Origin of the sequence: Anaerovibrio sp., assembly GCF_024697385.1 — a bacterium.
Lineage (GTDB): Bacteria > Bacillota > Negativicutes > Selenomonadales > Selenomonadaceae > Anaerovibrio.
Window position 1 is genome coordinate 1 of sequence record NZ_JAILFV010000095.1, and the last position, 24,835, is coordinate 24,835.

Here is a 24,835-nt window from a genome sequence, read left to right on the forward strand (position 1 = left end):
CATTGTTCAAATTTTTCTTCTTTAGAAGAAAAATCTTCCAATTAGCGTTTCAACGAGCTGGGAGATATGCTCGCCAGCTGTTGTAGTTTGTTTTCCCCCACCTAAAGAGGAAGGGGACATCTTAAAGCTCGTTATTTTTTCCAAGGCAAATGAGATTTTTGCGGCTGCTTATTCTTCCAGGCAACGATTACTTCCAGCACGGACCCTGAAACACATCTTGTTTTCGCAGAAATACTCATGCAATTTGCCGGCTTGGTACTTGGGTCGATCTCAGCTATTTTCAATCCGGTACGAACCGGACAGTCATCGTGCAGCATTCCTCTCAGGACACCATCTATAGGAGACTTTAACTCCAGGACATGTCCCCCTTCTACATGTAATTTGCCGATTACTTCATTTTTACTGATAAGATATGCCGTTGGGTGTCCAGCTTCCAAATATCCATCACAAGGAGAATTAATGGAATGAGAGGCCTTCATAAGTGCCCTGAGCTCGGCAAGCTCCCTTTCCGGCATGGCAATCCCCTCGCGAATTATCCGTCCAAGATTGTGGCCCCTGGCAGTTTCAATTACACAGTTTACATCCTTTCCAGCAACAAATCCAGGTCCAACACCTATGGTAAGTGGTGCCATTTTCATATTGGTACCCAGATTTCGTTTTGCGTAGATGGCATCTACCACCACTTCCGGTTTCAGCTTACTGATGCATTTTGCCTCAGGGTCAATCATGATTACCAGCTTGCCCTCCTTGAGCATTTTCTCGGCGTGCTTCAAATCATCTGCCCTATAGCAGACGGTTCGCTCTACACTGGTTTCACCATCATATATGGCCTCTGAAAAAACAATATTACGCCGAATTGCTGAAGGATACTGTCTTTCAAGCATAAGAACCCTATGACCGGTATGATACAAACGATGTGCGATTCCTGTAGCCAGCTCACCGCCGCCACGAATAACAACAAGTTTTTTCATTACCTGATACACATCCTTTCCAGAATCAGCTGTCTTCGTATATACGGACACGGAGCTTCAGCCCGCGTTCATCACATAGCTTTCTGCACAAATCAATCTCCTGCTGATTTTCAACCTTTTCCACCACAGTCATGACCACATTTGGAATATACTCCTTGCAATTCTCAGCAAAATTCAACATTGCTTCATAAGATTCCACACCATATTTTGCCCTGGTGAGTTCCAAATATCTGTCCGCATTGGATGCATTTAAACTGATTGAAATCGTATCCAATATCCCCCCGGAGAAATCCGCCGCAGTATTTCGCTTATGTTCAAGATCTGCCAAGCCATTTGTATTCAATCGTGTTGGTATCTCAGGATGGATGGTCTTCACATAATGCAGCAGCTCCACCAATACGTCCAACCTCATAGTAGGCTCACCAAACCCACAAAAAACAATCTCCGATACATATTCCCACGGCAAATCATCCAATGCCTCCTTGACTTCATCAGCCGTAGGCTCTTTTTTCAGCCACAGCGAACTGGCCTCAGCCATTTTTTTCATGTTGCGCAGACAGAAAGTACATGCACAATTACACTGATTGGTCAAATTAATATATATTCCACGCTTTCCTGCAGGCTGTTCCTTCAGACTGTCCTCAATCTGCAGATACCTGCCTCCTGAATGAGTTGCATAAACTATCATTTCCATTACTCCATTACATTTTCTTCTGTTTTCCGGCACTGAACAGTATTTCTTTTACCATCTTCAATCCAAACAGCAACAGCCTGACAACCGGAAAAGCACACCATATCCACATAAATTAACCTTTACGGAGGATAACATCACTTTATTTTAATTCTGTAAGAAATTCTTCAAAGGCCAGGCCATAATTCCATGGCAGATTCAGCTCCACAGTATATTCCAATGCCTTATTGATAAAATCAGCGGCCTTTTCCACGGACTCCACAAGGGGCAATCCATTGACCAGACTACCGGCCACTATTGCCGCAAAGGCATCCCCGGTACCTGAACGGTCGTCCCCCACCTTTTTCCGTACAACATAACTGGAACCGCCATGCTTTTCGTATACATAATTTTTTATATTTGCAGCATCATTTAACCCTGTAATGATTACCTGATCAGGCCCCTTATCCGAAAGTGCCTTTGCCATACCGGCAAGAGCTTCTTCAGTAATGCGTCCATCCCTTGGATACTCCAGATCCAACAGCTGACAGGCTTCTGTCAGATTAGGGGTCACCAAATCTGCACACTTCAACAACCGTCGCATTTCATGGCACATTTCAATAGAATATGAGGAATACAGCTTGCCGTGATCACCCATAACAGGATCTACCATAACCCGCGTATCATCTTTTTTGAAACGCCTGATAAATTCTTCCACAATATATATCTGCTCAACAGACCCCAAAAATCCGGTACAAATTCCATCGAATTCCAATCCATGCTGTTCCCAATTCTCCATATACGGGACCATTCTTTGCGTATAGTCATCAATAAAATGTGGCTCAAACCCTGTATGGACTGATAATATCGCCGTAGGCAAAGGACAAGCCTGTATACGCATAGCTGAAATCAAGGGCAGCTCCACCGTAATAGAGCATCTTCCAAATCCGGTAATATCATTTATTAAGGCAATACGCTTTTGTCGTCTGATCATTGGTCAACCAACCTTCTAACATCATTTTGTCCTATTTAACCCGCCTTAAAACAGGTCGTTTTATTTTATTTTCCTGTCGCAGCAGCTGGGCAATATATTGTTTTTCCCGCAACCGCTGGGTCTGCCTGCTGATATTAATTAAAATTCCCACCGCAAACAGGGACATAATCAGTGAAGACCCGCCATAACTTATAAAGGGTAGTGGTACCCCGACTACAGGAAACATCCCTGACACCATAAAAAGATTGGCCACTGCCTGTCCACCAATCAGCAATAATATGCCAATACCCAAAAATTGCCCATAGCTGTCATTTGCCTGACGGGCAATGTTGGAGGTATACCGGCAAAAAGCGGCATATACAAATAAAACAGCCAATACAACTATAAAGCCCATTTCCTGACTGAACACGGCAAAGGCAAAATCAGTATGTGCTTCCGGCAAATAGTCGTATTTGCTCAAGCCCTGTCCTATACCCATGCCAAACCAGCCACCGGAGCCTATTGATGTAAGCGACCGTACCGTTTGGTAGCCCTTATCCTGCGCATAAGGCCACGGATCATAAGTAACCATTATACGCTGCATACGATATGGCTGCATATAACACATGAGTCCCAAAGCAATTAAGCCAAATATAATCAACCATTTCAGTTTACGCCATTTAAGTCCACCTACCACCATCATAAGCGCCGGTATACCTATAACAATACAGGCAGTTCCCATATCCGGTTCCAGATAGACCAACAGCGCCATAGCCGTGATAATCCCATACTGTCGGTTTATAATATTGATTTCCTTCCCATAGGTATTGCGAAAGGATAAATAGTAGCCTGCCAGCATTATGCTGCACATCTTGGCGAATTCAGCCGGTTGAACAGAAAAAAAGGGGAGAGTAATCCACCGCTTTGATCCATTGATCGCCACACCAAAAAGCAGTACAAAAGCCAGGGCCAAAATAATCAGTCCTGTTACCGGAGTAATCCATGAACGCCATTTATGATAATCCACATTGGCTGCTATGAGACAGGCCACTATCCCCAATAATGTACTGAACATGTGCCTGAATAAAAAATAGTAGGGGGATGAATAATCCCTTTCAGCCATTACAAAGGTAGAGCTAAAAACATTAAACCATCCGGCAATCACCAATATAGTTACCATTGCAATAATAGCTTCATGATTGTTCTGCCATATTTTATACCTTTTTTTCTCTTCCAGCTTCTCTGATTGTTTCACGAAAAGGTTACCTCACACCTGTTGATTTTTTCACCTAAACTGCTGAATTTTCTTTCGTATTCGGTCATGATATTATCCGCGCGATTTTCCGAATGCAAATCAAAGGACACATCCTCCACTTTGAGATTGGCAGCCTCAAACTGTTCCAAAGAAAAATCAAAAAGAGGCCTGTTGTCCGTCTTAAATATCAATTTGCCCGGGTGCTTAAGTAACCTGGCATAACGCCGCAGGAATCCCACATGGGTAAGCCTTCTCTTGGCATGGCGTGCCTTCGGCCAGGGATCACAAAAATTAATGAAAAACCTGTCTACCTCACCCTCGGCAAAAATCAATTCAATATTATTGATATCAAAGACTAACAACTTCACATTGGTCAGTCCAAGCTCCCTGATTTTTTTTGCTGCCATATAGAGCACATCCTGTTGTGCTTCTATACCAATAAAATTAATGTCAGGATTTTTCAGGGCCATTTGACTGATAAAATCCCCCTTGCCTGTACCCAATTCAACATACAGCTGCCCATCACGGCCAAATATTTCCTTCCAATGCCCACGCTGTGCTTCATCTGCAGCATTATCCTTGGCATAAACAAAATCATCAAAATCATGGATGGCCTTATCCACCCATGGTTTTCTTCTTAAACGCACAATATCTCTCCCATTTCATTAAAAGTATAATTATTTTTTTTCGAAACCATATTTTTTCAGATATCTATATAATGTAACACGACTGACATGCAAAAGATTTGCCATGCGGCTCACATTTCCACCGGCAGCCTTCCAGGCCTTTACGAAGATGTCCTTATCTTCCTTCCACTTGTTATCAGGCTTAACATCCCCCATAAGATTAATGTCTGACGGCCTGATTACTCCATCAGCAGTTTTAAAGAATGCGACCTCCAAAACTCCCTGCAGCTGCTTAATATTTCCCGGCCAATCGTAGTTGGTAAGCATCTCCACGGTCTCATCGGCTATTTCTTTTTTGTTCATCTGATGCTGATTTGCCAGCTCGGTAATAATATGTACTGCCAAATCCTTAATATCCTCCCGGCGATTTCTCAAGGAAGGAATTCTGATTACACTGCGTGAGATAATATCATATAATTCCCGTGAAAACAAGCCCCTTTCTGTAAGTCGCTTCAAATCACTGTCACAGGCACATATTATCCGCACATCTATAGACCTTTCAACATTTTCCCCAATGCGGTTTGATTGTCCTGTATTAAGGGCAACAGCCAATTCCACGGCAATATTTCGTGGCATTTTTTCTATTTCATCAATAAACAGAGTTCCTCCGGAAGCCAGCTCTAATTTCCCTGGATGGCTGATTTCGGAATTCAGGGAAACCCCAAAAAGCTCCTGTTCCAGTATCTCCGGTGTAGTATCCCCGCAATGAATAGTAATCAACGGCCCGGCAGCCCTAGGGCTGGCCTGATGAATACCATGAGCCATTCTCTGTTTGCCGGTCCCTGCTTCCCCCTGAATCAGCATATGATGTTTGTTCCTGGCGATTCTCAACGCTTTATCCTTGATGGATGCGAAATTAGTCCCCGCGCTGACCAGGGAATTCAAGCTGTATTTTGCAGTAAAGCCTGCTGCATGCGCCACTAATGTCCGCAAATCCTCAATTGGCATTGATACGGCCACAACACTATGAACGGTATTATCCATATTATAATCCAGTGGAACTACCGTGGTAATGTCCTCATAGGTTTTTGCCTGGGTAATCCAGGTCACTTCTTTATTATAGGAAGGAATGCCCTTAAAGCCACGATAAATCGGAGTATGACGATAATTCATAATCACATCGTTGAGATTAGTTTTGACTGTATTATCCTTTTGCTGAACACCAATACCCATCAATCGGCTCATTCCCAGTTTATTGGCATAGGCCACTTCATCCCCGGCCATAACATGATAAACAGCAAAAGGAGTTGCATCCAATATGGCCTCCTGGGCCTTTATCCTGGTATACTGCTGCAGGTGTTCCTCCAATGCCTGCTTAACAGTAAGCAGCATGGCTATAATGGCATCCTGGGGCATATCTGTTTGCTCCACAGCCACCAGAGTTATAATATATGCCAACTGGTTATCCACTATAATAGGCGCTGAACAGGCATCACTCTGCTGACACTCCTCAGCCCACATCTCAGGGCCAAACAACCAAAATGGTGCCTTATGCTCATGAGCAATACTGATACTTGATGTACCAATATCCTCAATGCCTACCCGAACGCCCTCAATTTCTCCGGGAGTCATTTGGTAAAACGGCATTGAATAGCTTTTCAGTACGGTACATTCAGCATCCAACAGCAACAGGCTTATATTATACTTTTGAAAAAATTCCCTTACATTTATACTGATATTTTCAAGGTAATCAATGGCCGGCTGATGCTGTTTCTGCAGTTCATTAAACTCCTCATCCGATAATCTGTTGTCCGTTGACATTTTATCAGAAGCCACTTTTAGATGGGCACTCTTTTCCCATGACCTGGCTACCCATGGATGCACATTAGGATTGATTTCTCCTGTTTCGATAAACCGATGATAATATGCCTCCAGCTTCTCCCTGCTACGCCGTTCTCTAATCATTAATCAAAACCTCACTTCCCGGCAGTAATATGATATAACGCAATAAAAGCTGTTCCCGAGGGGGCCCAGCTATGATTTCCGATTTTACATATACTGTTATTTTATCATTAGTGATTTTGCTCTGCAAATTTTACACAGGAAAAAGTTACATTTTTATGCAATAAAATATCATTTATTGGTAATATATTGTTCACTGCTTTATTCAATATAGGAATTATGCTATAATCACCTTGTGTTGTTTTAAATTTTATCAAGATAGGTGATTCACTCTTATGTCTACACAATATAAAAAAATTCAGAAAAAAAATACCCATACCAACCCTAAGGCTGAAAAAACAAATTTAAAGCCTAAAGCCAGCAGGGATTTATTGCTCATAATTCTCATAGTCTTTACGGCAGTTATACTTGTATTAGCCTGGCCAAATATGGATGTTCTTGGGCGCAGCATGTATGTGTGTCTCAGTATAGGTATGGTGATAGTGTATGTCAACAGGCATGCCAACTTCAGCGAAAAAACCCATAAAATTCTGATATATGTCAGCTTATTCACGCTTTTTTCCTCTGTAGCCCTCCTGGCACTCAGCGTTTATCAGCAATTCTTTTAAATTACATCACAGAAAAGTAGTTTCTGAAACATAAAACAACAAGGAAAAGGATCGTTAACTCATCATGAGTCAACGATCCTTTTTTATCCATTTCTGTCACAGCTGCTGAAATGTACCAGACATCAGCTTATCTGGTCTATTACCTCACCTATATCACCATTAATGCATATACTCCTGGCCTGAATATTCTCCGGACAAGCTGCTTCTCCATCATTTATACAGGCATATACAGCCTCACGGTTTTCCAATGTCTGTTCCCAAAATGGGTATTTGATTATTCCTGGAGTATTATAACCTACCCCCAGCTCCAGATATAAAACATGTCCATTTTTGCTCCTTAAAAAATTTGTATATCTTTCACTGGCAGCATGCCACCCTGCATCCTCCACAAAAGTATTATCTGAACGAAGGTTCATGGTAAGAGGCTTGCCACAATAAGGACATTTAGGAATAAGTACAGAAGGTATTCTCATATTCTCCTGACTCTCCACCATATCCCGGATAATCTCTTCATTATCCAAGGTATAATCACGACAAGGCTCACTGCATTGAAAAAGGCCATAATCACCCTGAGTGTAAAATAATCGGTCTTTGTCAAAGCCTGCTTTTTGGAAACAATGATCCACATTTGTCGTAATAACAAAATAGTCTTTCCCCTGTATCAGAGAAAGGAGCTGTTCATAAACCGGTCTGGGTGTATCCAAATATCTATTGATATATATATACCTGGACCAATAAGCCCACATTTCTTCAGGGTTTTCATAGGGATAAAAGCCACCTGAATACATATCCCTAAAGCCGTATTTATGTGAAAAATCCGAAAAATATTTTTCGAATCTCTCACCGGTATAAGTAAAGCCTGCAGCTGTGGAAAGTCCCGCGCCGGCACCAATCACCACCACCTCGGTATCCCTGAGAACATCCTGCAGTCTTCTGATATTATCCCAGTAATCTCCGATAGATTTCATAATCAATTCCTTTCCATACATTAAAAATCACCTTTATTTTACTTCCCGTGCGTTCCTTAAATGCTTTTACCGTTTCAACGGCAATTTTCGCTGCCCTGTCATTGGGAAACATAAATACCCCCGTTGATATACAGCAAAAAGCAATGGATTTTAATCCTTTATCATATGCCAGTTTCAGGCATGAATCATAACAAGACCTCAACAAGCGTTCATGCTCTCTGGTAAGAGCTCCATGAACAATAGGTCCAACTGTATGTATCACATATTTACAGGGAAGGTTAAATGCCGGAGTAATTTTACCCTGCCCTGTAGGCTCGCCATAGCCTTGGGCATCCATTAAATCCTGACAATAAATTCTTAGCTGAATGCCTGCATAGGTATGAATACAGTTATCAATACATGCGTGGCAGGGCTGATAACAACCTGTCAAGCCACTATTGGCCGCATTTACTATGGCATCACAGGAAATCCTGGTTATATCCCCCTGCCACAAATACACCCCAGGCTTCATTTCTTCCATATCGGCAATTTCCACTATTCCTCTATCGCGAATTATGCCCTGGAGATATTCATCCTGTACTTCCCGGAAGCCCTTTGGCATCGGTGCTGCCGGCCTTATGTTCATTAAGGACCTCAGTTGCTTTCTGGCAGCATTTGTTTCCCGTTCCACCTGAACCTCGGCAAATTTAGGATTTTCACCCAGAAGCATTTCAATAAGGAATTTCCGCCTTTCCTGCTGATTCATACCAACACTGCCAACCTTTCATCATAAGCAACCATGATTTCCCATTATTGATTAAAAGAATCATCACGACTAACCGTGTTATAACGCCATTGTTCAAATTTTTCTTCTTTAGAAGACAAATCTTCCAATTAGCGTTTCAACGAGCTGGGAGATATGCTCGCCAGCTGTTGTAGTTTGTTTTCCCCCACCTAAAGAGGAAGGGGACATCTTAAAGCTCGTTATAATGCACTTTTTTACTGCCAGTGACATTTTTAGTTTCCATGAATTCCTCTATAGCGGCCCAGGTAACCCTAAAATTATCTATAAATGCCGAATGCCATGCCTTTGGAACTACACAAAGACGAGAATCAGGGATTGCCTGATGTGCTGCCAGAACTGTAATAACAGGTGCATGATCATCTTCATCGCCTACTATTAATAAAACAGGACATGTTATCGTATTAAAGAACTCACTGTCTACTCTCATTCTACTCCAAAAACTCATATAATTGGTACAAAATTCCTGGTAACGCTCAGGCTCAGGCATAATCTCCTTCTGTTGAGCAATAAAAGCAGCATCTATTTTAGCCAAGTCATCTACTTTCATGTCTCCGCTAAAAAATCCTGGTTTAAGAGTCCCTGCACCGATTGCAATCACACGGTTAACTCGTTCCGGACACACAGAGGCTACTTTGTAAGCCGTATAAGCCCCATCACTGAAGCCTAATAATACTGCTGGTTCATCTGTCACTTCTTTCATCACAGTCAGCATATCCTCGGCTTTCTGCTCATAAGTGAGTCTCGTATGACCTATCTCTGAACGGCCATGTCCACGGGTAGATACAACAATGACCTGATAATTTTTACGCAAATTATCAATCAGCTGTCCCATCTCATACGGACTGCCCACTCCTCCGCCATGAAATACGAATACAGGCTTCCCTTGACCATAGACTTCATAATAAAGTCTCGCATCTCCCACTTGGCAATAATGACCGACCTCAAGATTATTACCATAAGCCTCATTGCTTTTATATGCACCTGGTTGCTGCATAAAGTATCGTATATTATTTTCATCGTCATTTTTAGCTGCTCCATCTGCCATTGCTCCCCCAAAAAGCATAACGCCTACCAGAAAAGCAATCATTCCAGTTAATATTTGTTTTGGTTTCATAGTCGCCCTCCACTTTATCGATTTACATGTATTTTTAAAGACTGCTTACCCGCCTGCGGTAATTATGCAAGCTTTCTTCTCCTCTTTCATCCAATACCTTCTGAAGCTTATTAATCATACCATCTTTATCTTCAGGAATACGGCCATTAATCCTGATAGGCATGGTAACATGTTCTGCCCGGAATATGGTTGGGATATTCAGGCATCGAATAAATTCCTGCATTTCCTGAATGCGTTCTGTCTCTGTAGCCTCTTCATATTTTCCGGCAGCCACATCAGCAGACAACGGTGTATCAGGAAATAATGTCAGCTCTGACGCATAAATCATGGCGGGCTTCAACTGATTATAAACTTTAGCGGTCTCCCGCGCATGTGAAAGCCCCCAGTTATGACCTCCCAGCCCTCCTAAAAAGTTGCCGATCCAGGGCATCCCGGCATTATCCATCTTTCTACACTGTTCCAGCACAAAATCGGCATGATATCCTTTATGCATACGGTCAAGGAGTTTATCATCTCCGCTTTCCACACCAAAGTAAAAATAACCATATCCTATGTCAGCCAATTCCTTCAGCTGCTCCACTGTCTTATTCTTCAGATTGTCCACTCTAGCATAACCGCCGATAGACCGTACCTGGGGCAAATAATAATGAATCAAATCAGCAATTTTAATCAAATCCTCTGTGCGCCGAATAAAAGGATCAGCCCCCTGCAAATAAATACGGTCAAAATCCCAGTCAGACTGCATAAGTTCCTTGATATCTGACTCGATTTCCTCCATCGGTGAGAGCTTAAATGGACTATCCTTATAGAATGTACAAAACTCACATTTTCCATGACTACAACCTGAAGTTATCTGCAAAAAACCATCTGAAGCTTCATACGGTGGACGATTAATTCCACTTGAAAAATGCATCACTAAAACACCTCTATAAATAACAACATATTAATATCATTCAACCAACATAACCCGTCCCGGCCTTCGCGGTTTGCCCTTGGGGTATTCCCCATCAATATATCCCAATATAACAAAGGCCCTGCATATATAATTTGACGGAACCTTCCATTCCTTTAAAAGAGCCTTACCTTCATCTGTAATAAAAGTTTCCTCGCCCCGGGAAATTATACAGGAACCCAACCCCATATCTGTTGCCATAAGTACCATGTTTTCTGCTGAGCAGAAAGCATCAGCTACACTGAAGGGGAAATCAGCCTGTCCGAATAATACTACTACTGCAGGAGCTCCATAAAATCCGTCCTCAATGCGGGAATCATCTATTACACTTGGCTGTTCATCAGAAACATGACCCCCTAAAAGCTTACTGCGATCAAATGGTAAAAAATTTAATCTCCCTATTCGGCGTACTATTTTTTCATCTCTGATTCCCACTAAATAGCTGCGTTGACCTCCGCCGGCATTGGGGGCGTAAGTCCCAGCCTCCAGTATTTTCACCATTGCTTCATGAGAAATCTGCTTTGATGAATATTTTCGTATGGAGCGGCGTTTTTTCACCAATTCAAGAACATCCATGACCATTCTCCTCACTTTATCAGCAAGCCTTCCAAAGAATCCGCCCAACATTGCGGATCCTCTGCATAAAAATCGCCCCCACTGCTGCAGGCCACTGCCGGACACCCCCTGCACCAGGCCAAAAGTTTACATTTACTGCACTTTTTGAAATTATCATAATTTCTATATTGCTCCAATTCATTAATCCATAAATCCGACAATTTATCGCTAAATACATTGCCTACACAACTGTTTTGTACTCTGCGGCATGCATATACATCTCCAGTGGGGAGAATAGTCAAATGGCAATTGCCACAATTACAGCCACCATAAATCATCTCCGGCTCTGCATCTGCAGGAATATGGAAACGACCCTTTTCGTAATCAAATAATGTCCATAAGTGATCCTTACGATTAAAATAGGTTTCACACCCTTCTTCTTCATAAGAACGATATATATTGTCACAATCCTCCAACAATTTCCGATATCGCTTTGGAGAGATGCTATTTTCTTTATCATCACTTGTAGGGCAATAGCGGGCGAAGGCATATACATTTGCTCCGGCCGCCACCACTGCATCAATAATATCAGGTATTTCATCTATATTTTTATCGGAAACTGTTGTCATTATAATAGACCTGATACCAGCTCCATTTATAATCGCAACTTTTTCCAATGTAGTTTTAAAGGACCCGGGCTTACGAAACCAATCATGGGTTTTCTCAGTACCATCGATTGACATTTGATACCGCAAGCATCCGCAATCCGCTAGCTTCTTACAAACCTCCTCCGTAAGGTGGAAAGGATTTCCCATAATAGTAAATGGAATTTTCTTTTCTTTAAATTTGTCTAATAATGTCCAAAAATCCGGGTGTAAAATCGGATCTCCACCTGTGAGGTAGAAATAAGGTTGACGGCCATATGTATCACAAAAATCCAGGCAATTCTCCAATACCATATCCATTTGACCTATATTCATAAAGTCAGGACACTTATGAGTATTCTCAGCAAATATATAGCAATGCTTGCATCTTTGGTCGCATTCATCAGTGATATGCCATTGGAAAGAAAAATATGGTTTCATACAGCCGTCCTCCTTACCTCTCTACTTATTTGTCTCCTGAACCACAGGATGAACCGCAACCGGAAGCTGCCAGTTTATCCCCTGACCCACAGGACGAACCACAGGCTGCGGAGTACTTGTCCCCCGAGCCACAAGCAGAGCTATTAGTTCCACTTACTGCTGATTTGCCAGACTTCATGTTCCAGGCTGCTAAATTTTTTAATGCCATAATAAATCATCCTTTCTATAAATAGGCTGAACTAAACTACAGGTACATCTTAGCATCTGTTATCCGCCCTGTGAAATGATTTTATCGCATAATTAATGCACCAAACGCATTAATATGATATTATAAAAACAAAAATGAGGTAATACAATGAACACTCAACAGCTGGAATGCTTTACTACTCTTGCCAATACCCTGAATTACGCAAAAACTGCCGAACAGCTCTCCCTGTCCCAACCAGCTGTTTCCAGACAAATACAAAGTCTGGAAATGGAACTTAATACCAAATTATTCAACCGCACCACCAGATCTGTAAGTCTTACTCAAGTAGGCTTTCAGTTTTTGGGCGATGCTCAGCAAATGTTATCCCTTTACTATCATTCCCTGGAATGGATTTCCACCTTTCACAAACATAAGCGCTCTGTGCTGCGGATAGGATACGCCGATTCACATGCCAACTGGCTTATAAGCAAAATACTATCGGGATTATTAGAGGAAAATCCTCAAATTGTTCCTGAACTTAATCTGGATCAAACTGATGCCAACCTTCAACGCCTTTCAGTCAGTCAATTGGATCTTATTATAGGGATCAAGGATGCTAAATTCTCCGATGACGATATCATATTTGAACCATTACATAATGATGCCTTTGTCTGCGTAGTGAACAAAAACCATCCTCTTGCAAAATATAAAAAGAGACGCCCCAAAAGCGTCTCCTCTGAAGATATATGGCCCTTCCGTCAAATTATTGATATTCCGCCATACTTGTTAAAACATGTCTTTTCCCGTGGACATCATATAGTTCCTGTAAATGATGACCTGGATAATATCATTTGTACCACCACCAGTGAAGCCTACAACCTGGCATTGGCCGGTGCCGGTTTTGCACTTATACCCCAGCATTTAACCCTCCCTCACAAAGAACTGATATTTCTCCCCTGGAAGGAATCCCCCCATGCCCCTATGGGAATATACTATCGCAAGCAGACTGCCCTGGATAAAAAATCAACGATTTATAAATTTGTACAGATTGCCAAAAATTGCATTGATTCAGCCATGCCACACAACTGATTTTACTGTCGCCGTACAGTATAAAACCAGCTGACCTCCTCCAATAATGTAAGTCAGGCTTTATTTTATCAGCACATGAAAAAACAGGTGGTATGAAATACCACCTGTAAAATCACAAAATCACTCAATATGACTGCCAGTAGCGGTCAGTCTTGCCACAGCACGCTTCAATGCTGCTTCAGCACGAACCATATTGATATCCTCTGCTCCGGACTTACCGGATTCTATGCGCTTTTTGGCACGGTCAAATGCCCTTTGGGCACGATCCGTATCAATATCCTCTGGCAGCTCTGCCACAGATGCCATAACCGAAATTTTATCCGGCTGGACCTCCATGAAGCCACCACCTACAGCCACCAGCTTTTCATCACCATCAAGCTTTACCCTCATGGCATGAGGCACAAGACTGGTTACCAATGGTGCATGATGGGGTAAAATACCCAGCTCACCGGCAATAGAGCGGACAATCAGCATATCAATATCAGCAGCGTAAACCATCTTATCCGGAGATACAATCTCTAGCTTTATTGTAGCCATGGATTATCCCTCCTTTTTCATCTTCTCAGCCTTCTCCAGAACCTCTTCGATGCTGCCTACCATGTAGAATGCAGCCTCTGGGAGTTCATCGTATTTACCTTCCAGAATTTCCTTAAATCCACGAATAGTATCGCGAAGCGGAACATACTTACCAGGTGTACCAGTAAAGATTTCTGCTACAGCAAAAGGCTGAGACAGGAAACGCTGAATCTTGCGGGCACGGGCTACAGTCAGCTTATCTGCATCGGAAAGCTCTTCCATACCCAGAATTGCGATGATATCCTGCAGTTCCTTATACTTCTGAAGAACTGCCTGAACCCCACGCGCTACCTCATAATGCTCAGTACCAATAACATTTGGATCCAAAATTCTTGAAGTGGAATCCAGCGGATCCACTGCCGGATAAATACCCAACTCAGCTATCTGACGGGACAAAACTGTGGTAGCATCCAGATGGGTAAATGTACCAGCCGGAGCCGGGTCAGTCAGGTCATCTGCAGGAACATATACTGCCTGAACAGAAGTAATTGAACCCTTGTTGGTAGATGTAATACGCTCCTGCAAGGCACCGATATCAGTACTCAGAGTTGGCTGATAACCTACGGCTGATGGCATACGACCGAGCAGCGCAGATACCTCAGAACCAGCCTGAATGAAACGGAATATATTATCTACGAACAAAAGCACATCCTGCCCCTGAACATCACGGAAGTATTCCGCCATGGTCAGTCCGGTCAGGCCGACACGCATACGAGCTCCAGGTGGCTCATTCATCTGCCCATAAACCAGGGCAGTCTTATCAATAACGCCTGATTCAGTCATTTCTGACCACAGGTCATTACCCTCACGGGTACGCTCACCTACACCGGCGAATACAGAATATCCACCATGCTGGGTAGCAATATTATGAATCAGCTCCATGATCAAAACTGTTTTACCTACACCGGCACCACCAAACAATCCGATTTTACCACCACGGGAATATGGTGCAATAAGGTCAACGACCTTTATACCGGTCTCAAGAATCTGAGTTGCAGTCTCCTGATCATCGAATTTTGGAGCCGGACGGTGAATAGGCCAGAACTCCTTGTTGCCAACTGGTTCAGGATTGTGGTCAACAGTCTGACCCAATACATTAAATACACGACCAAGGCAGGCATCTCCTACTGGAACTTTAATAGGAGAACCAGTATCCACAGCCTCCATGCCACGAGTGAGACCATCGGTAGAACTCATGGCGATACAGCGGGTAACAGAATCACCCAAATGCTGCATTACCTCGACTACCAGATCTATATCTACATCGCCGGCTTTACCCTGGATTGTAATTGCATTAAGAATCTCTGGCAGTTCACCTGCAGGAAATTCAATATCTACGACAGGTCCTATTACCTGTACGACTTTACCGTTTGCCAATGGTAAACCCCCTTACTTCAATGCCTCAGCACCGCCCACGATTTCTGTGATTTCGCGGGTTATGCCGGCCTGACGAACTTTATTATAGTGCAAATCCAATTTTGCGATAAGCTCCTGAGCATTATCCGTAGCGTTACTCATTGCATTCATACGGGAACTCAGCTCACTGGCCGCAGCCTGGAGCAGAGCAGCATAAATAGTAGTAACAAGATACTGTGGCAGCAAATATCCCAGAACATCTGCAGCATCAGGTTCATAAATATATTCGGTACGGATTTTGCCTTCCTCCCCGGCCAAGCCACTGAAAGGAAGCAACTTTACCGTTTCCGGGACACAACTGATAGCTGATACAAATCTAGTATATACCATATATACCTCTTCGATATCACCGGCCTCAAAGCGGGAAATGATATCTTCAGCTATAGTCTTGGCATTTTCATACTTCGGTCTCTCACTGATACCGGTGTATTCACTGCATATATTATAGCTACGGTTGGAAAAATACTCTTTTACTTTACGGCCCACAGTAATAAGCTGTGTATTGCCCTTATCCTTTATCTGGGCAACAGCTTCTTTGATGGCATTACTGGAATATGCTCCGGCAAGACCTTTATCTGAAGCCATTACCAATATAAGGCATTTCCCCCCGGGATGCGTCTCCAGCAGGGGATGACTGAAATCAGTCACATTAGAAGCAACATCAGATACTATCTGAGCCATTTTTTCTGCATAAGGCTTATTGGCAACAGCAGCTTCCTTGGCCTGACGAAGGCGGGAAGTTGCTACCATATTCATGGCATTTGTGATTTGCTGTATACTTTTTACGCTCTTAATACGACGGCGTATGTCCTGTAAACTAGCCAAATAAAATCACCTCACTGCCTTATGCCATTTTATAGGTTACAGTTTCCTTAAATTCCTCAATACACTTGGAAATTTCTGCTTCTAAGGCATCATCCAGCTTCTTCTGGTCCATAATCTTCTGAAGGACATCCTCATGCTCACTGTGCATGAACTTCAACAGATCAGCCTGGAAAGCAACAACCTTCTCCACCGGAATATCAGTGAGGAAGCCACGAACTGCTGAGAAGATTACTACTACCTGCTCCTGAACGGCAAGCGGTGCATATTGAGCCTGCTTCAGAGTCTCAACCATTCTGGCACCACGATCAAGCTGTGCCTTGGTAGTTTTATCCAGGTCTGAAGCGAACTGGGCAAATGCAGCCAACTCACGATACTGTGCCAAATCCAAACGCATGGTACCAGCTACCTGCTTCATGGCCTTGATCTGAGCACTACCACCTACACGGGATACTGACAAGCCTACGCTGATTGCAGGACGGATACCGGAATAGAAAGCGTCTGTCTCCAACATAATCTGACCATCTGTTATGGAGATAACATTGGTTGGGATATATGCAGATACATCGCCTGCAAGAGTTTCAATAATTGGCAAAGCCGTAATTGAACCAGCGCCCATGGCGTCTGACAATTTAGCGGCACGCTCCAAAAGACGGGAATGTAGATAGAATACATCACCCGGATAAGCCTCACGCCCTGGTGGACGACGAAGCAGCAGAGACATTGCACGATATGCAGCAGCGTGTTTTGTAAGGTCATCGTATACACAAAGTGCATGACCACCTTTATACATAAAGTATTCTGCCATTGCAACACCGGCATATGGAGCCAGATACTGCAGCGGTGCACTGTCAGATGCAGTTGCAACAACTACTATGGTATATTCCATAGCTCCACCGTCCTCGAGGGTCTTAACCACACGGGCAACGGTAGATGCTTTCTGACCAATGGCTACATATACACAGATACAATTCTGTCCCTTCTGGTTGAGGATTGTATCAACAGCTATAGCTGTCTTACCTGTACCACGGTCACCGATAATCAACTCACGCTGACCACGGCCGATAGGAACAAGGGCATCAATTGCCTTCAAACCAGTCTGAAGTGGCTCATGTACAGACTTTCTGTCTGCAATACCAGGAGCCTTATATTCTACTGGACGATATTCAGTTGTGTTAATAGGTCCCTTACCATCTACCGGGCGTCCCAAGGCATCGACTACACGGCCGACCATTGCTTCGCCAACAGGAACCTGCATGATGGTACCGGTTCTCTTTACAAGATCACCCTCCTTGATGGCTGTATCACCACCAAGAATAACTGCACCAACATTATCCTGCTCCAAATTCAGAACAAGACCATATATATCGTTACCGAAATCCAAAAGCTCTCCTGCCATAGCCTTGCTGAGACCATGAACATGGGCTATACCATCACCGATTTCGATAACAGTGCCTACATCATCAACATTCAAATCAACATTGTAATTTTTGATTTGATCCTTGATAATGGCTGTTATTTCTTCCGGATTCATTTTCATACTTCGCTGTCACCCCATTTTCTCAATTACTTGCCATCAATTCAGCCTTTAGTGCCTGTAATCGCCCGGTAACACTGCCGTCAATCCGCTTATCACCGATTTTGACAATCACACCACCAATAATCCTGGGATCATTATGCATGCGCAGTTTAATTCTCTTACCGGTTACTCTCTCCAGCTTTCTCCCAAGGCTTTCCTTGAGCTCAGACTTCAAATCAAATGCACTGGTTACATCAGCAATCATTATGCCCCGTGCCTTATTTGACAGCTCCTGATAGCACTCATTAATGGCCTCCAGCAGTACAATACGACGCTTGTCCACCAGAAGCAGCAAAAACTTAAACATCAAGTCCGAAATTTCTCCCTGCAAGAGCTTGGAGAGGATATCCTTCTTAGCCTGAGGCTGTACCTGCGGGTTGGTCAGGAAGCCCTTTAAATCAGCATGAGAAAAAAGGTCTTTGCTAACCTTGGCCAGCTCATTACCATATTTCTCTAGCTTTTTTTCTTCTTCAGCAATCTCGAAGATTGCAACCCCGTATTTACGGGCAAGCTGTATATTTAACATGGCAAATCACCAATCTTATCCTTATCGAGCTGATCTATAAATTCCTTGATAAGCACTTCATTTTCAGCAGCATTAATCTTCTTGGAAACGATTTTCTCAGCAGCCGCTACGGATAATGCAACGACCTCACCCTTGAGTTTTTCAACTGCCTGGGCGCGTTCCCTCTGGATTTCCTGCTGAGCAGCTTCTTTCATCTGCTGAATCTCAGTCTTTGTTGCCTGAATGCTGGTTTCATGCTCCTCATTTGCACGCTTTTCAGCCTTATCCATAATATCCTGAGCCTTTAAGCGGGCACCAGCAAGCTGATCCTGATATTCTTTCAGGGTTGCCTGAGCAGCAGCAGCATCGTCATCAGCCTTTTTGATGCTATTAGCGATTCTGTCCTCGCGCTCTTTAAGGACCTTGACAATAGGCTTATAAGCAAAAATACGAAGAAGTACAACCAAGAGAAGGAAGTTCAGCATCTGCGCAATTAAGGTTGCGTTAATATCTATCAATTCTATTGCCTCCTCTACTTATCACCTCATCAAAACGCTGATTATTTAATAAGTGGGTTAGCGTACAGTATAATCAGGGCAATAACGGTTGCTATAATACACATTGCCTCGATCAGACCTACAGAAATCAGGGTGTTGGTAAACAGTGCATTCTTGGCCTCAGGCTGACGGGTAAGGCCCTCAATAAACTTACTGGTAACCAGGGCATCACCCAATGCAGCACCAACTGCTGCCAATCCCATAATAATACCTACACCGATCATAGCTGCCGCTATCATAATTGCATTTTCCATTAGATAATCCTCCTTATAGTCATAACGATAATTTACCGCCTGTCAGTGGCATTCCACTGCAGCAAAAACTGTTACTACTCTTCACTTTCCTTAACCGCATTGGCCAGATAAGCCATGGAAAGGCTGGTGAAGATAAATGCCTGTACTCCGCCGATAAATAAGCTGAATGCCAGCCATGCTACTGATGGAATTGGCATCCAAATTGGAACCAGCTTCAGCAGGATAATAATCAGAATTTCACCTGCAAGAATGTTACCAAATAAACGGAAGGCCAGTGTGATTGGCTTTGCCACTTCTTCAATGACATTGATAACTACAAATATTGGAAACGGCTGAAAAAAATGCTTAACATAATGCATTCCCTTCATATACAATCCCAATACATGAACTATCAGCACGATCAGAAGCGCCAATCCTAATGTGGTGTTCAGGTCGTTTGTCGGTGATGCCATTGTAGGCACCAGTCCTAACCAGTTAGCTACAATCAGGAAAAGAAACAGGGTCACAATCAATGGACACAGGAATTCTCCCTTTGGTCCGAGATTTGTTGCAACCTGCTCCCTCAGCCAAACGATAAGTGCCTCAACTATATTCTGGGCACCTGTTGGTACCAGCTTGAGATTTCTGGTGGCCAGCACGGCAATGAATAACACTATTGCCATACTCAACCAGGTCATCACAAGGGTTTCCCAATTGAAGGTCAGTCCGGCAAACTGCACTGTTTCGCGAACACCGATTTCGTGCATAACCTATACCCCCTTCTGCTGCGTCTGCATAAAAAAATGCATCTCTTGAGAAATTACATTGACTTAAAGATATTTACTGTAATTGGTATGAATTAACAACAGCAATCCCAATACATAAACAACGGCAAAGCCCGTGACCACTGCCACGAACTGCGCCATTGAAACATGAATGGCTGCACCAAATACAGCAGCCAGCAATAACAGCCGTATAATAAGTCCAGATGCCATAGTGCTTTTTGCCCTTGCTACAGTCATATCCGCACTACGCCAAAGTCGTCCCAACATGACACCATACCAGGCAGTTCCCATAAGATAACCCGCAGCCAGTCCAAAAATAAGAACACCCTGATCATATGCCAGTAAAGAAACAACAAGCATGGCTGTAATTATTGCCAATATACCCAGCATTTTTCTGATGCCGGCCAATACAACTTCCCTCATATTCCTCCTCCGACAAGGCACAACCTCATCTTCGTTGAATACTTTATTAAACCATATAGGAGTACAAACTCCTATACAGATTAATTATAACATATTTTAACCTTAATTATCATTAATATTTTAATGACAATATCGTTGCAAAATAACCATCAGATTATTTCTTTAAGCTGTTTCCATATCAGGTAGAAGGCTATCGGGAATCCCAACAGAATCCCTGTCAGTTTTCCGGCATATTCCAACCCCAGCCATTCATCTGCCATGGACCCCAAAAAAATGCATATACCAATGACAACAGCAAAAAAAATTCCCGTGCCCCCTAACACTCCAAGGATTTTTAATCCCTGAGCCAAGCCACCGGATTCTGGTTTTCTGCTCATAAAAAGATCTCCTTCAATGATAAAAGAACAGCTTATTATTGCTCAAAAAGCTAATATACTCATTATATCAAATTATTTTTTGGAAAAAAAATATTACAATATAATGCAGCAATATGTTTTAATAAATATCATTTATCAAAACATGCATTTCCTTCTTCTCCTTAAAATACCGCAAAAATGGATGCTTTCTGTATTACACAGTCCAGCATCCATTTCTGCAGTGATAACAAACCGGCACCATCGGCACAATAATTAGCCCCTAGGTCTTTCACCATAAAAGATATATTTCGGCTGGAACAGCTCAAAATATTTTGTGTATGGTATGTTTATCTCCATTGTTCCTATAACATATGGTCCAATATCATAATCACTGAAAAAAACAATCATTCCGTCATTATCCAACCCAAAGGCCAAGGTATTATCATCCAGCATTTGTTGAATTTCACCTACCATGGTATTATAGTCCAACATTTCTACCCGCTCACCCATTTGCTTTTTCGTCTCAGTAGCAATAATTTCAGCAAGCCCTTCCTTTGTTTTGAATATATCACTCAGTTTTAATTCCCTGCCAGACTTGGTATCAAATGAATGAGTTATGTAATAATGTCCCGGATGGGCTCCACCCATATAGATATATTCCATCGCAGCAAAGCTGCAAACCGCAGTGTCCACTCTCAGCCCTTGAAAATCATGCTCATAGGCAAAGGGAACCACAGTGTCGTCTGCATATAACCCATTGGCCTTCCCCAGCTCATACTCCTCTATGAGACCGCTCCGGCAATCATTGACCATATTTTTCAAATCATCCAGGTTTTGACCGGATAATTTTTTTAAGGATTGCTGCAGACGGGGATGGTCAACGGCACTGCTGCCATCCAGCTGGACCTCATAGGTAAAGGCATCCATCAAAAGCTTATGGCCTGATTCGTCATAAAGCATCTCATGGTTCTCCCTGGAGCTATATGCCAACGGCCTGCTGTAAGGAATTCCCCCAGGAGTGCTGAGGCTGGCATTCCCCTCTTCACAGGCATTGACAATGGGAATGCCGCTGCAATCCCCGAAATCTGCAAATAAGCCCAAAGCCAATACCGCAGCCCCTGATGCCAACATCTTTTTCCACATATACTTTCTCCTCCCTTATAACACAGTTGTTCAAAATTTTCTTCCCAGAAGAAAATATTTTCCTTAATTTAGAAAACAGGATATAGGACACATTCTTTTTATCACATATTATACGAAAAAAGATAAATATACCAGCTTATTTAAAAAAATAGCACCTTATTCCCGTCATGTCCGCCCTTGGGCCTATTAAAGGGTAAATCCCCCAAAATTAAAAGACACATTGAAGCACATGCGTCTTCAATGTGTCCTGGAATATTTTAATTACCAATTTGCAGGATTATTTCGCTATAAAACGATCAGGCTTCTCCTTCACGATACCATATTTGTACAAAATGGCCTGGACAATGCGTCTTGAGGCCTCACCATCACCATAAGGGTTGCAGGCTTCTGCCATGCAGGTATACGCTTTACTGTCGGTCAAAAGTTTTTTTGCTTCGTCATACACAACTTTTTCGTCAGTGCCAATCAACCGTACAGTACCAGCCTCAACAGCCTCAGGCCTTTCAGTGGTATCACGGAGTACCAGTACAGGCTTGCCAAGAGCAGGTGCCTCCTCCTGCACCCCACCGGAATCAGTCAGAATCATATACGCACGATGCATAAGATTGGCAAACGGTTCATAGTCCAAGGGATCAACCAGATAGACCTTGTCCAAGCCGCCTAATTCAGCCTTGACCACTTCCCGTACCTTAGGATTTTTGTGGACCGGGAAAACGATTTCCACATCGTCAAATTCCTGAGTCAGCTGTCTGAGGGCCTTATATACATTGCGCATAGGTTCACCCAAATTCTCACGCCGATGTGTAGTTACCAAAATGATGCGCTTGTTTCTATAATCTATGTCCTGAAGCATTTTATTATCAAAAACAAAGTTTTCATTAACTGTCTTATGCAATGCATCTATAACAGTATTGCCTGTTACATAAATATCAGCATCATCAACAGCTTCTGCCAGCAGATTTTTCTCTGATGTATCTGTCGGTGCAAAATGAATATCTGCAATAGAACCTGTGAGCTTCCGATTCATTTCTTCAGGAAATGGCGAATACTTGTTATGAGTCCTTAATCCAGCTTCAACATGACCTACAGGCGTTTGATGATAATAAGCCGCCAACGCCCCGGCAAAAGTAGTAGTGGTGTCACCATGTACCAGTACAATGTCAGGCTTTGCCTGGGTAAGAACCTTATCCAGCCCTGTCATAGCTCTGGAAGTAATATCAAACAGGGTTTGTCCGGCCGACATGATATCCAGATCATAATCCGGCTTAATATTGAATAGCTTCAGCACCTGATCCAGCATATCACGGTGCTGGGCTGTTACAGCAACTATTGGTTCAATGGCTTCAGGATACTTCCCCAGCTCCAATACAACCGGTGCCATTTTGATTGCTTCCGGGCGGGTACCAAATACAGTCATTACTTTTATCTTTTTACCCATCATTATCCCCTTCTACACTTGATACAGAAATGTACATGCTTACGGATTTTTCATCCTGAGAATTCCCAGCTTCTTTGCTCCCAGGAACACAGCCAAAATCACACATACAACGATTGCAATTGCGACTCCACCGGATACCTCATTAAGCAATACCGCACTCAGGCCAAGCAAGGCACTGATTATGTACATCAACAAAACGGCCTGCCGCTGATTAAAGCCTAAATCAAGCAATCTGTGATGCAAATGACCTTTATCAGGCTTAAATATAGGCACGCCACCACGATAACGACGAATAATTGCAAAGGAGGTATCCATAATCGGAACGCCCAATGCCAATATTGGAACGATCAACGCTATGGTTGCCGCACTTTTTACTGCACCAATTACCGATATTCCGGCCAACATGAACCCCAGGAACATACTTCCGGTATCACCCATAAAAATCCTGGCAGGATTAAAGTTATAACGCAAGAAACCTATGGCAGCTCCAGCCAAAGCAGCAGTCAACAGTGTTACCAGTGCAAAATCATTCTGCAATGCCACCAGCAGGATTGTCAATGAAGCAATTGTTGAAACCCCTGCTGCTAAACCATCAAGGCCATCAATAAGATTGACGGTATTCGTCAGTCCTACAATCCAGAAAATAGTAGCCGGTACGGCAAAATATTCCAAATAGAAATAATCACCGAAAGGGTCTGCAATAAAGTCTATCTGGGCACCAAAGGCCACCAATATGCAGGCCGCAACAATCTGTCCCAGCAGCTTCACCTTAGCCGGCAAATTCTTGTAATCATCTATAATGCCCAACAGGACAATAAATGTACCCCCTGCCAGCAGGCCCCATACATCCATGCGAATATCCTCAGGCAAGGCCCCAAAATCCAATGTAGCCATCACCCCGGCAACAAACGCAATATATATTCCTATCCCACCAATCCGAGGGATTGGTTTTTGATGAACCTTTCTGGCATCCGGTGCATCCAAAGCACCTGTTTTGTCTGCAAAGATTATAACAAATGGTGTAACAATAAAGGATATCACCAATGCGACTAATAATGCCCATATAAAATCTGGCATATAATGCACCTTCTTTCTCAAGACCATACCGATTTTACATCACTGTGCCCCCGTTGTCAATATTACCCAATTTTCTGTAGCTGTGCAGTACCCACAACAGGCGGATTCACATGCCATCAACCAGTA

The 24,835-nt window shown here is 43.0% G+C and carries 28 protein-coding genes; 2 read left to right on the forward strand and 26 right to left on the reverse strand.

Annotated elements, in window-relative coordinates; all coding sequences use genetic code 11:
* Positions 1-131: 131 nt before the first annotated feature.
* The 6 genes from yqeB to K6C05_RS04805 form a co-directional block, all read right to left on the reverse strand.
* On the reverse strand, positions 132-971 hold the full coding sequence (yqeB, locus tag K6C05_RS04780; protein WP_296731893.1) for a selenium-dependent molybdenum cofactor biosynthesis protein YqeB: 840 nt from the start codon (positions 969-971) through the stop codon (positions 132-134).
* Between the two features lie 25 nt (positions 972-996).
* Positions 997-1,659: a TatD family nuclease-associated radical SAM protein gene (locus K6C05_RS04785; protein ID WP_296732045.1), complete on the reverse strand. Its 663-nt coding sequence runs from the start codon at positions 1,657-1,659 to the stop codon at positions 997-999.
* Between the two features lie 145 nt (positions 1,660-1,804).
* A complete protein-coding gene (locus tag K6C05_RS04790; RefSeq protein WP_296732047.1) occupies positions 1,805-2,632 on the reverse strand; it encodes a pyridoxamine kinase in 828 nt (275 codons plus the stop codon).
* Positions 2,633-2,666: 34 nt separating this feature from the next.
* Positions 2,667-3,869 carry a putative peptidoglycan glycosyltransferase FtsW gene (locus K6C05_RS04795; RefSeq protein WP_296731895.1) on the reverse strand — a complete coding sequence of 401 codons (1,203 nt, stop codon included), beginning with the start codon at positions 3,867-3,869 and terminating at the stop codon, positions 2,667-2,669.
* Positions 3,866-4,516 (reverse strand): tRNA (guanosine(46)-N7)-methyltransferase TrmB, encoded by a 651-nt coding sequence (gene trmB, locus K6C05_RS04800; RefSeq protein WP_296731897.1) that lies wholly within the window; start codon positions 4,514-4,516, stop codon positions 3,866-3,868. Before trmB ends, K6C05_RS04795 begins: the two co-directional genes overlap by 4 nt.
* A 30-nt stretch (positions 4,517-4,546) precedes the next feature.
* A complete protein-coding gene (locus K6C05_RS04805) occupies positions 4,547-6,460 on the reverse strand; it encodes a sigma 54-interacting transcriptional regulator (RefSeq protein ID WP_296731900.1) in 1,914 nt (637 codons plus the stop codon).
* A gap of 272 nt (positions 6,461-6,732) precedes the next feature.
* Here K6C05_RS04805 and K6C05_RS04810 point away from each other — a divergent pair, with 272 nt between their 5' ends.
* The gene (locus K6C05_RS04810; protein WP_296731901.1) at positions 6,733-7,065 is read left to right on the forward strand and encodes a hypothetical protein; all 333 of its coding nucleotides are present in this window, start codon (positions 6,733-6,735) and stop codon (positions 7,063-7,065) included.
* A 122-nt stretch (positions 7,066-7,187) separates the two neighbouring features.
* Here K6C05_RS04810 and K6C05_RS04815 read toward each other — a convergent pair whose 3' ends face one another.
* From K6C05_RS04815 to K6C05_RS04845, 7 genes are all read right to left on the reverse strand, one after another.
* Positions 7,188-8,033, reverse strand: coding sequence for a Sir2 silent information regulator family NAD-dependent deacetylase (locus tag K6C05_RS04815; protein WP_296731904.1), 846 nt, complete (start codon positions 8,031-8,033; stop codon positions 7,188-7,190).
* Complete coding sequence (locus K6C05_RS04820; protein WP_296731906.1) at positions 8,005-8,778, reverse strand: protein-ADP-ribose hydrolase; 774 nt, start codon at positions 8,776-8,778, stop codon at positions 8,005-8,007. Before K6C05_RS04820 ends, K6C05_RS04815 begins: the two co-directional genes overlap by 29 nt.
* A 208-nt stretch (positions 8,779-8,986) precedes the next feature.
* Entirely contained in the window at positions 8,987-9,931 is a 945-nt protein-coding gene (locus K6C05_RS04825; protein ID WP_296731909.1) for an alpha/beta hydrolase, read from the reverse strand.
* Between the two features lie 34 nt (positions 9,932-9,965).
* Positions 9,966-10,844, reverse strand: coding sequence for a radical SAM protein (locus K6C05_RS04830; RefSeq protein ID WP_296732050.1), 879 nt, complete (start codon positions 10,842-10,844; stop codon positions 9,966-9,968).
* A 36-nt stretch (positions 10,845-10,880) separates the two neighbouring features.
* The gene (locus K6C05_RS04835; RefSeq protein WP_296731911.1) at positions 10,881-11,459 is read right to left on the reverse strand and encodes a nitroreductase family protein; all 579 of its coding nucleotides are present in this window, start codon (positions 11,457-11,459) and stop codon (positions 10,881-10,883) included.
* Positions 11,460-11,470: 11 nt separating this feature from the next.
* The gene (gene acgM, locus K6C05_RS04840) at positions 11,471-12,523 is read right to left on the reverse strand and encodes a radical SAM/SPASM domain protein, ACGX system (RefSeq protein ID WP_296731913.1); all 1,053 of its coding nucleotides are present in this window, start codon (positions 12,521-12,523) and stop codon (positions 11,471-11,473) included.
* 25 nt (positions 12,524-12,548) lie between these two features.
* Positions 12,549-12,731, reverse strand: coding sequence for a hypothetical protein (locus K6C05_RS04845; protein ID WP_296731915.1), 183 nt, complete (start codon positions 12,729-12,731; stop codon positions 12,549-12,551).
* A gap of 147 nt (positions 12,732-12,878) precedes the next feature.
* On the opposite strand from K6C05_RS04845, the gene K6C05_RS04850 reads away from it, so the two are divergent.
* Positions 12,879-13,799 carry a LysR family transcriptional regulator gene (locus K6C05_RS04850; RefSeq protein WP_296731917.1) on the forward strand — a complete coding sequence of 307 codons (921 nt, stop codon included), beginning with the start codon at positions 12,879-12,881 and terminating at the stop codon, positions 13,797-13,799.
* A 120-nt stretch (positions 13,800-13,919) separates the two neighbouring features.
* Here the strand turns inward: K6C05_RS04850 and K6C05_RS04855 are convergent, their stop codons facing one another.
* The 13 genes from K6C05_RS04855 to K6C05_RS04915 form a co-directional block, all read right to left on the reverse strand.
* A complete protein-coding gene (locus K6C05_RS04855) occupies positions 13,920-14,336 on the reverse strand; it encodes a F0F1 ATP synthase subunit epsilon (RefSeq protein ID WP_296731919.1) in 417 nt (138 codons plus the stop codon).
* 3 nt (positions 14,337-14,339) lie between these two features.
* A complete protein-coding gene (atpD, locus tag K6C05_RS04860) occupies positions 14,340-15,752 on the reverse strand; it encodes a F0F1 ATP synthase subunit beta (RefSeq protein WP_296731922.1) in 1,413 nt (470 codons plus the stop codon).
* 12 nt (positions 15,753-15,764) lie between these two features.
* Positions 15,765-16,616 (reverse strand): ATP synthase F1 subunit gamma, encoded by an 852-nt coding sequence (gene atpG / locus K6C05_RS04865; protein ID WP_296731924.1) that lies wholly within the window; start codon positions 16,614-16,616, stop codon positions 15,765-15,767.
* Positions 16,617-16,635: 19 nt separating this feature from the next.
* Positions 16,636-18,153, reverse strand: a complete 1,518-nt coding sequence (gene atpA, locus K6C05_RS04870; protein ID WP_296731927.1) for a F0F1 ATP synthase subunit alpha — start codon at positions 18,151-18,153, stop codon at positions 16,636-16,638.
* Positions 18,154-18,175: 22 nt separating this feature from the next.
* Complete coding sequence (gene atpH, locus K6C05_RS04875; RefSeq protein ID WP_296731928.1) at positions 18,176-18,718, reverse strand: ATP synthase F1 subunit delta; 543 nt, start codon at positions 18,716-18,718, stop codon at positions 18,176-18,178.
* Complete coding sequence (atpF, locus tag K6C05_RS04880) at positions 18,712-19,215, reverse strand: F0F1 ATP synthase subunit B (RefSeq protein ID WP_296731931.1); 504 nt, start codon at positions 19,213-19,215, stop codon at positions 18,712-18,714. Before atpF ends, atpH begins: the two co-directional genes overlap by 7 nt.
* A gap of 41 nt (positions 19,216-19,256) precedes the next feature.
* Entirely contained in the window at positions 19,257-19,508 is a 252-nt protein-coding gene (gene atpE, locus K6C05_RS04885) for a F0F1 ATP synthase subunit C (protein ID WP_296731933.1), read from the reverse strand.
* 74 nt (positions 19,509-19,582) lie between these two features.
* Positions 19,583-20,254 carry a F0F1 ATP synthase subunit A gene (gene atpB / locus K6C05_RS04890; RefSeq protein WP_296731936.1) on the reverse strand — a complete coding sequence of 224 codons (672 nt, stop codon included), beginning with the start codon at positions 20,252-20,254 and terminating at the stop codon, positions 19,583-19,585.
* A gap of 63 nt (positions 20,255-20,317) precedes the next feature.
* On the reverse strand, positions 20,318-20,695 hold the full coding sequence (locus tag K6C05_RS04895; protein WP_296731938.1) for a hypothetical protein: 378 nt from the start codon (positions 20,693-20,695) through the stop codon (positions 20,318-20,320).
* A 149-nt stretch (positions 20,696-20,844) separates the two neighbouring features.
* Positions 20,845-21,072, reverse strand: a complete 228-nt coding sequence (locus K6C05_RS04900; protein ID WP_296731940.1) for an AtpZ/AtpI family protein — start codon at positions 21,070-21,072, stop codon at positions 20,845-20,847.
* Positions 21,073-21,324: 252 nt separating this feature from the next.
* Positions 21,325-22,194, reverse strand: a complete 870-nt coding sequence (locus K6C05_RS04905) for a DUF3298 and DUF4163 domain-containing protein (RefSeq protein ID WP_296731943.1) — start codon at positions 22,192-22,194, stop codon at positions 21,325-21,327.
* Between the two features lie 277 nt (positions 22,195-22,471).
* Complete coding sequence (gene wecB / locus K6C05_RS04910) at positions 22,472-23,635, reverse strand: UDP-N-acetylglucosamine 2-epimerase (non-hydrolyzing) (RefSeq protein ID WP_296731945.1); 1,164 nt, start codon at positions 23,633-23,635, stop codon at positions 22,472-22,474.
* A 36-nt stretch (positions 23,636-23,671) separates the two neighbouring features.
* Positions 23,672-24,709: an MraY family glycosyltransferase gene (locus K6C05_RS04915; protein ID WP_296731948.1), complete on the reverse strand. Its 1,038-nt coding sequence runs from the start codon at positions 24,707-24,709 to the stop codon at positions 23,672-23,674.
* Positions 24,710-24,835: the final 126 nt, after the last annotated feature.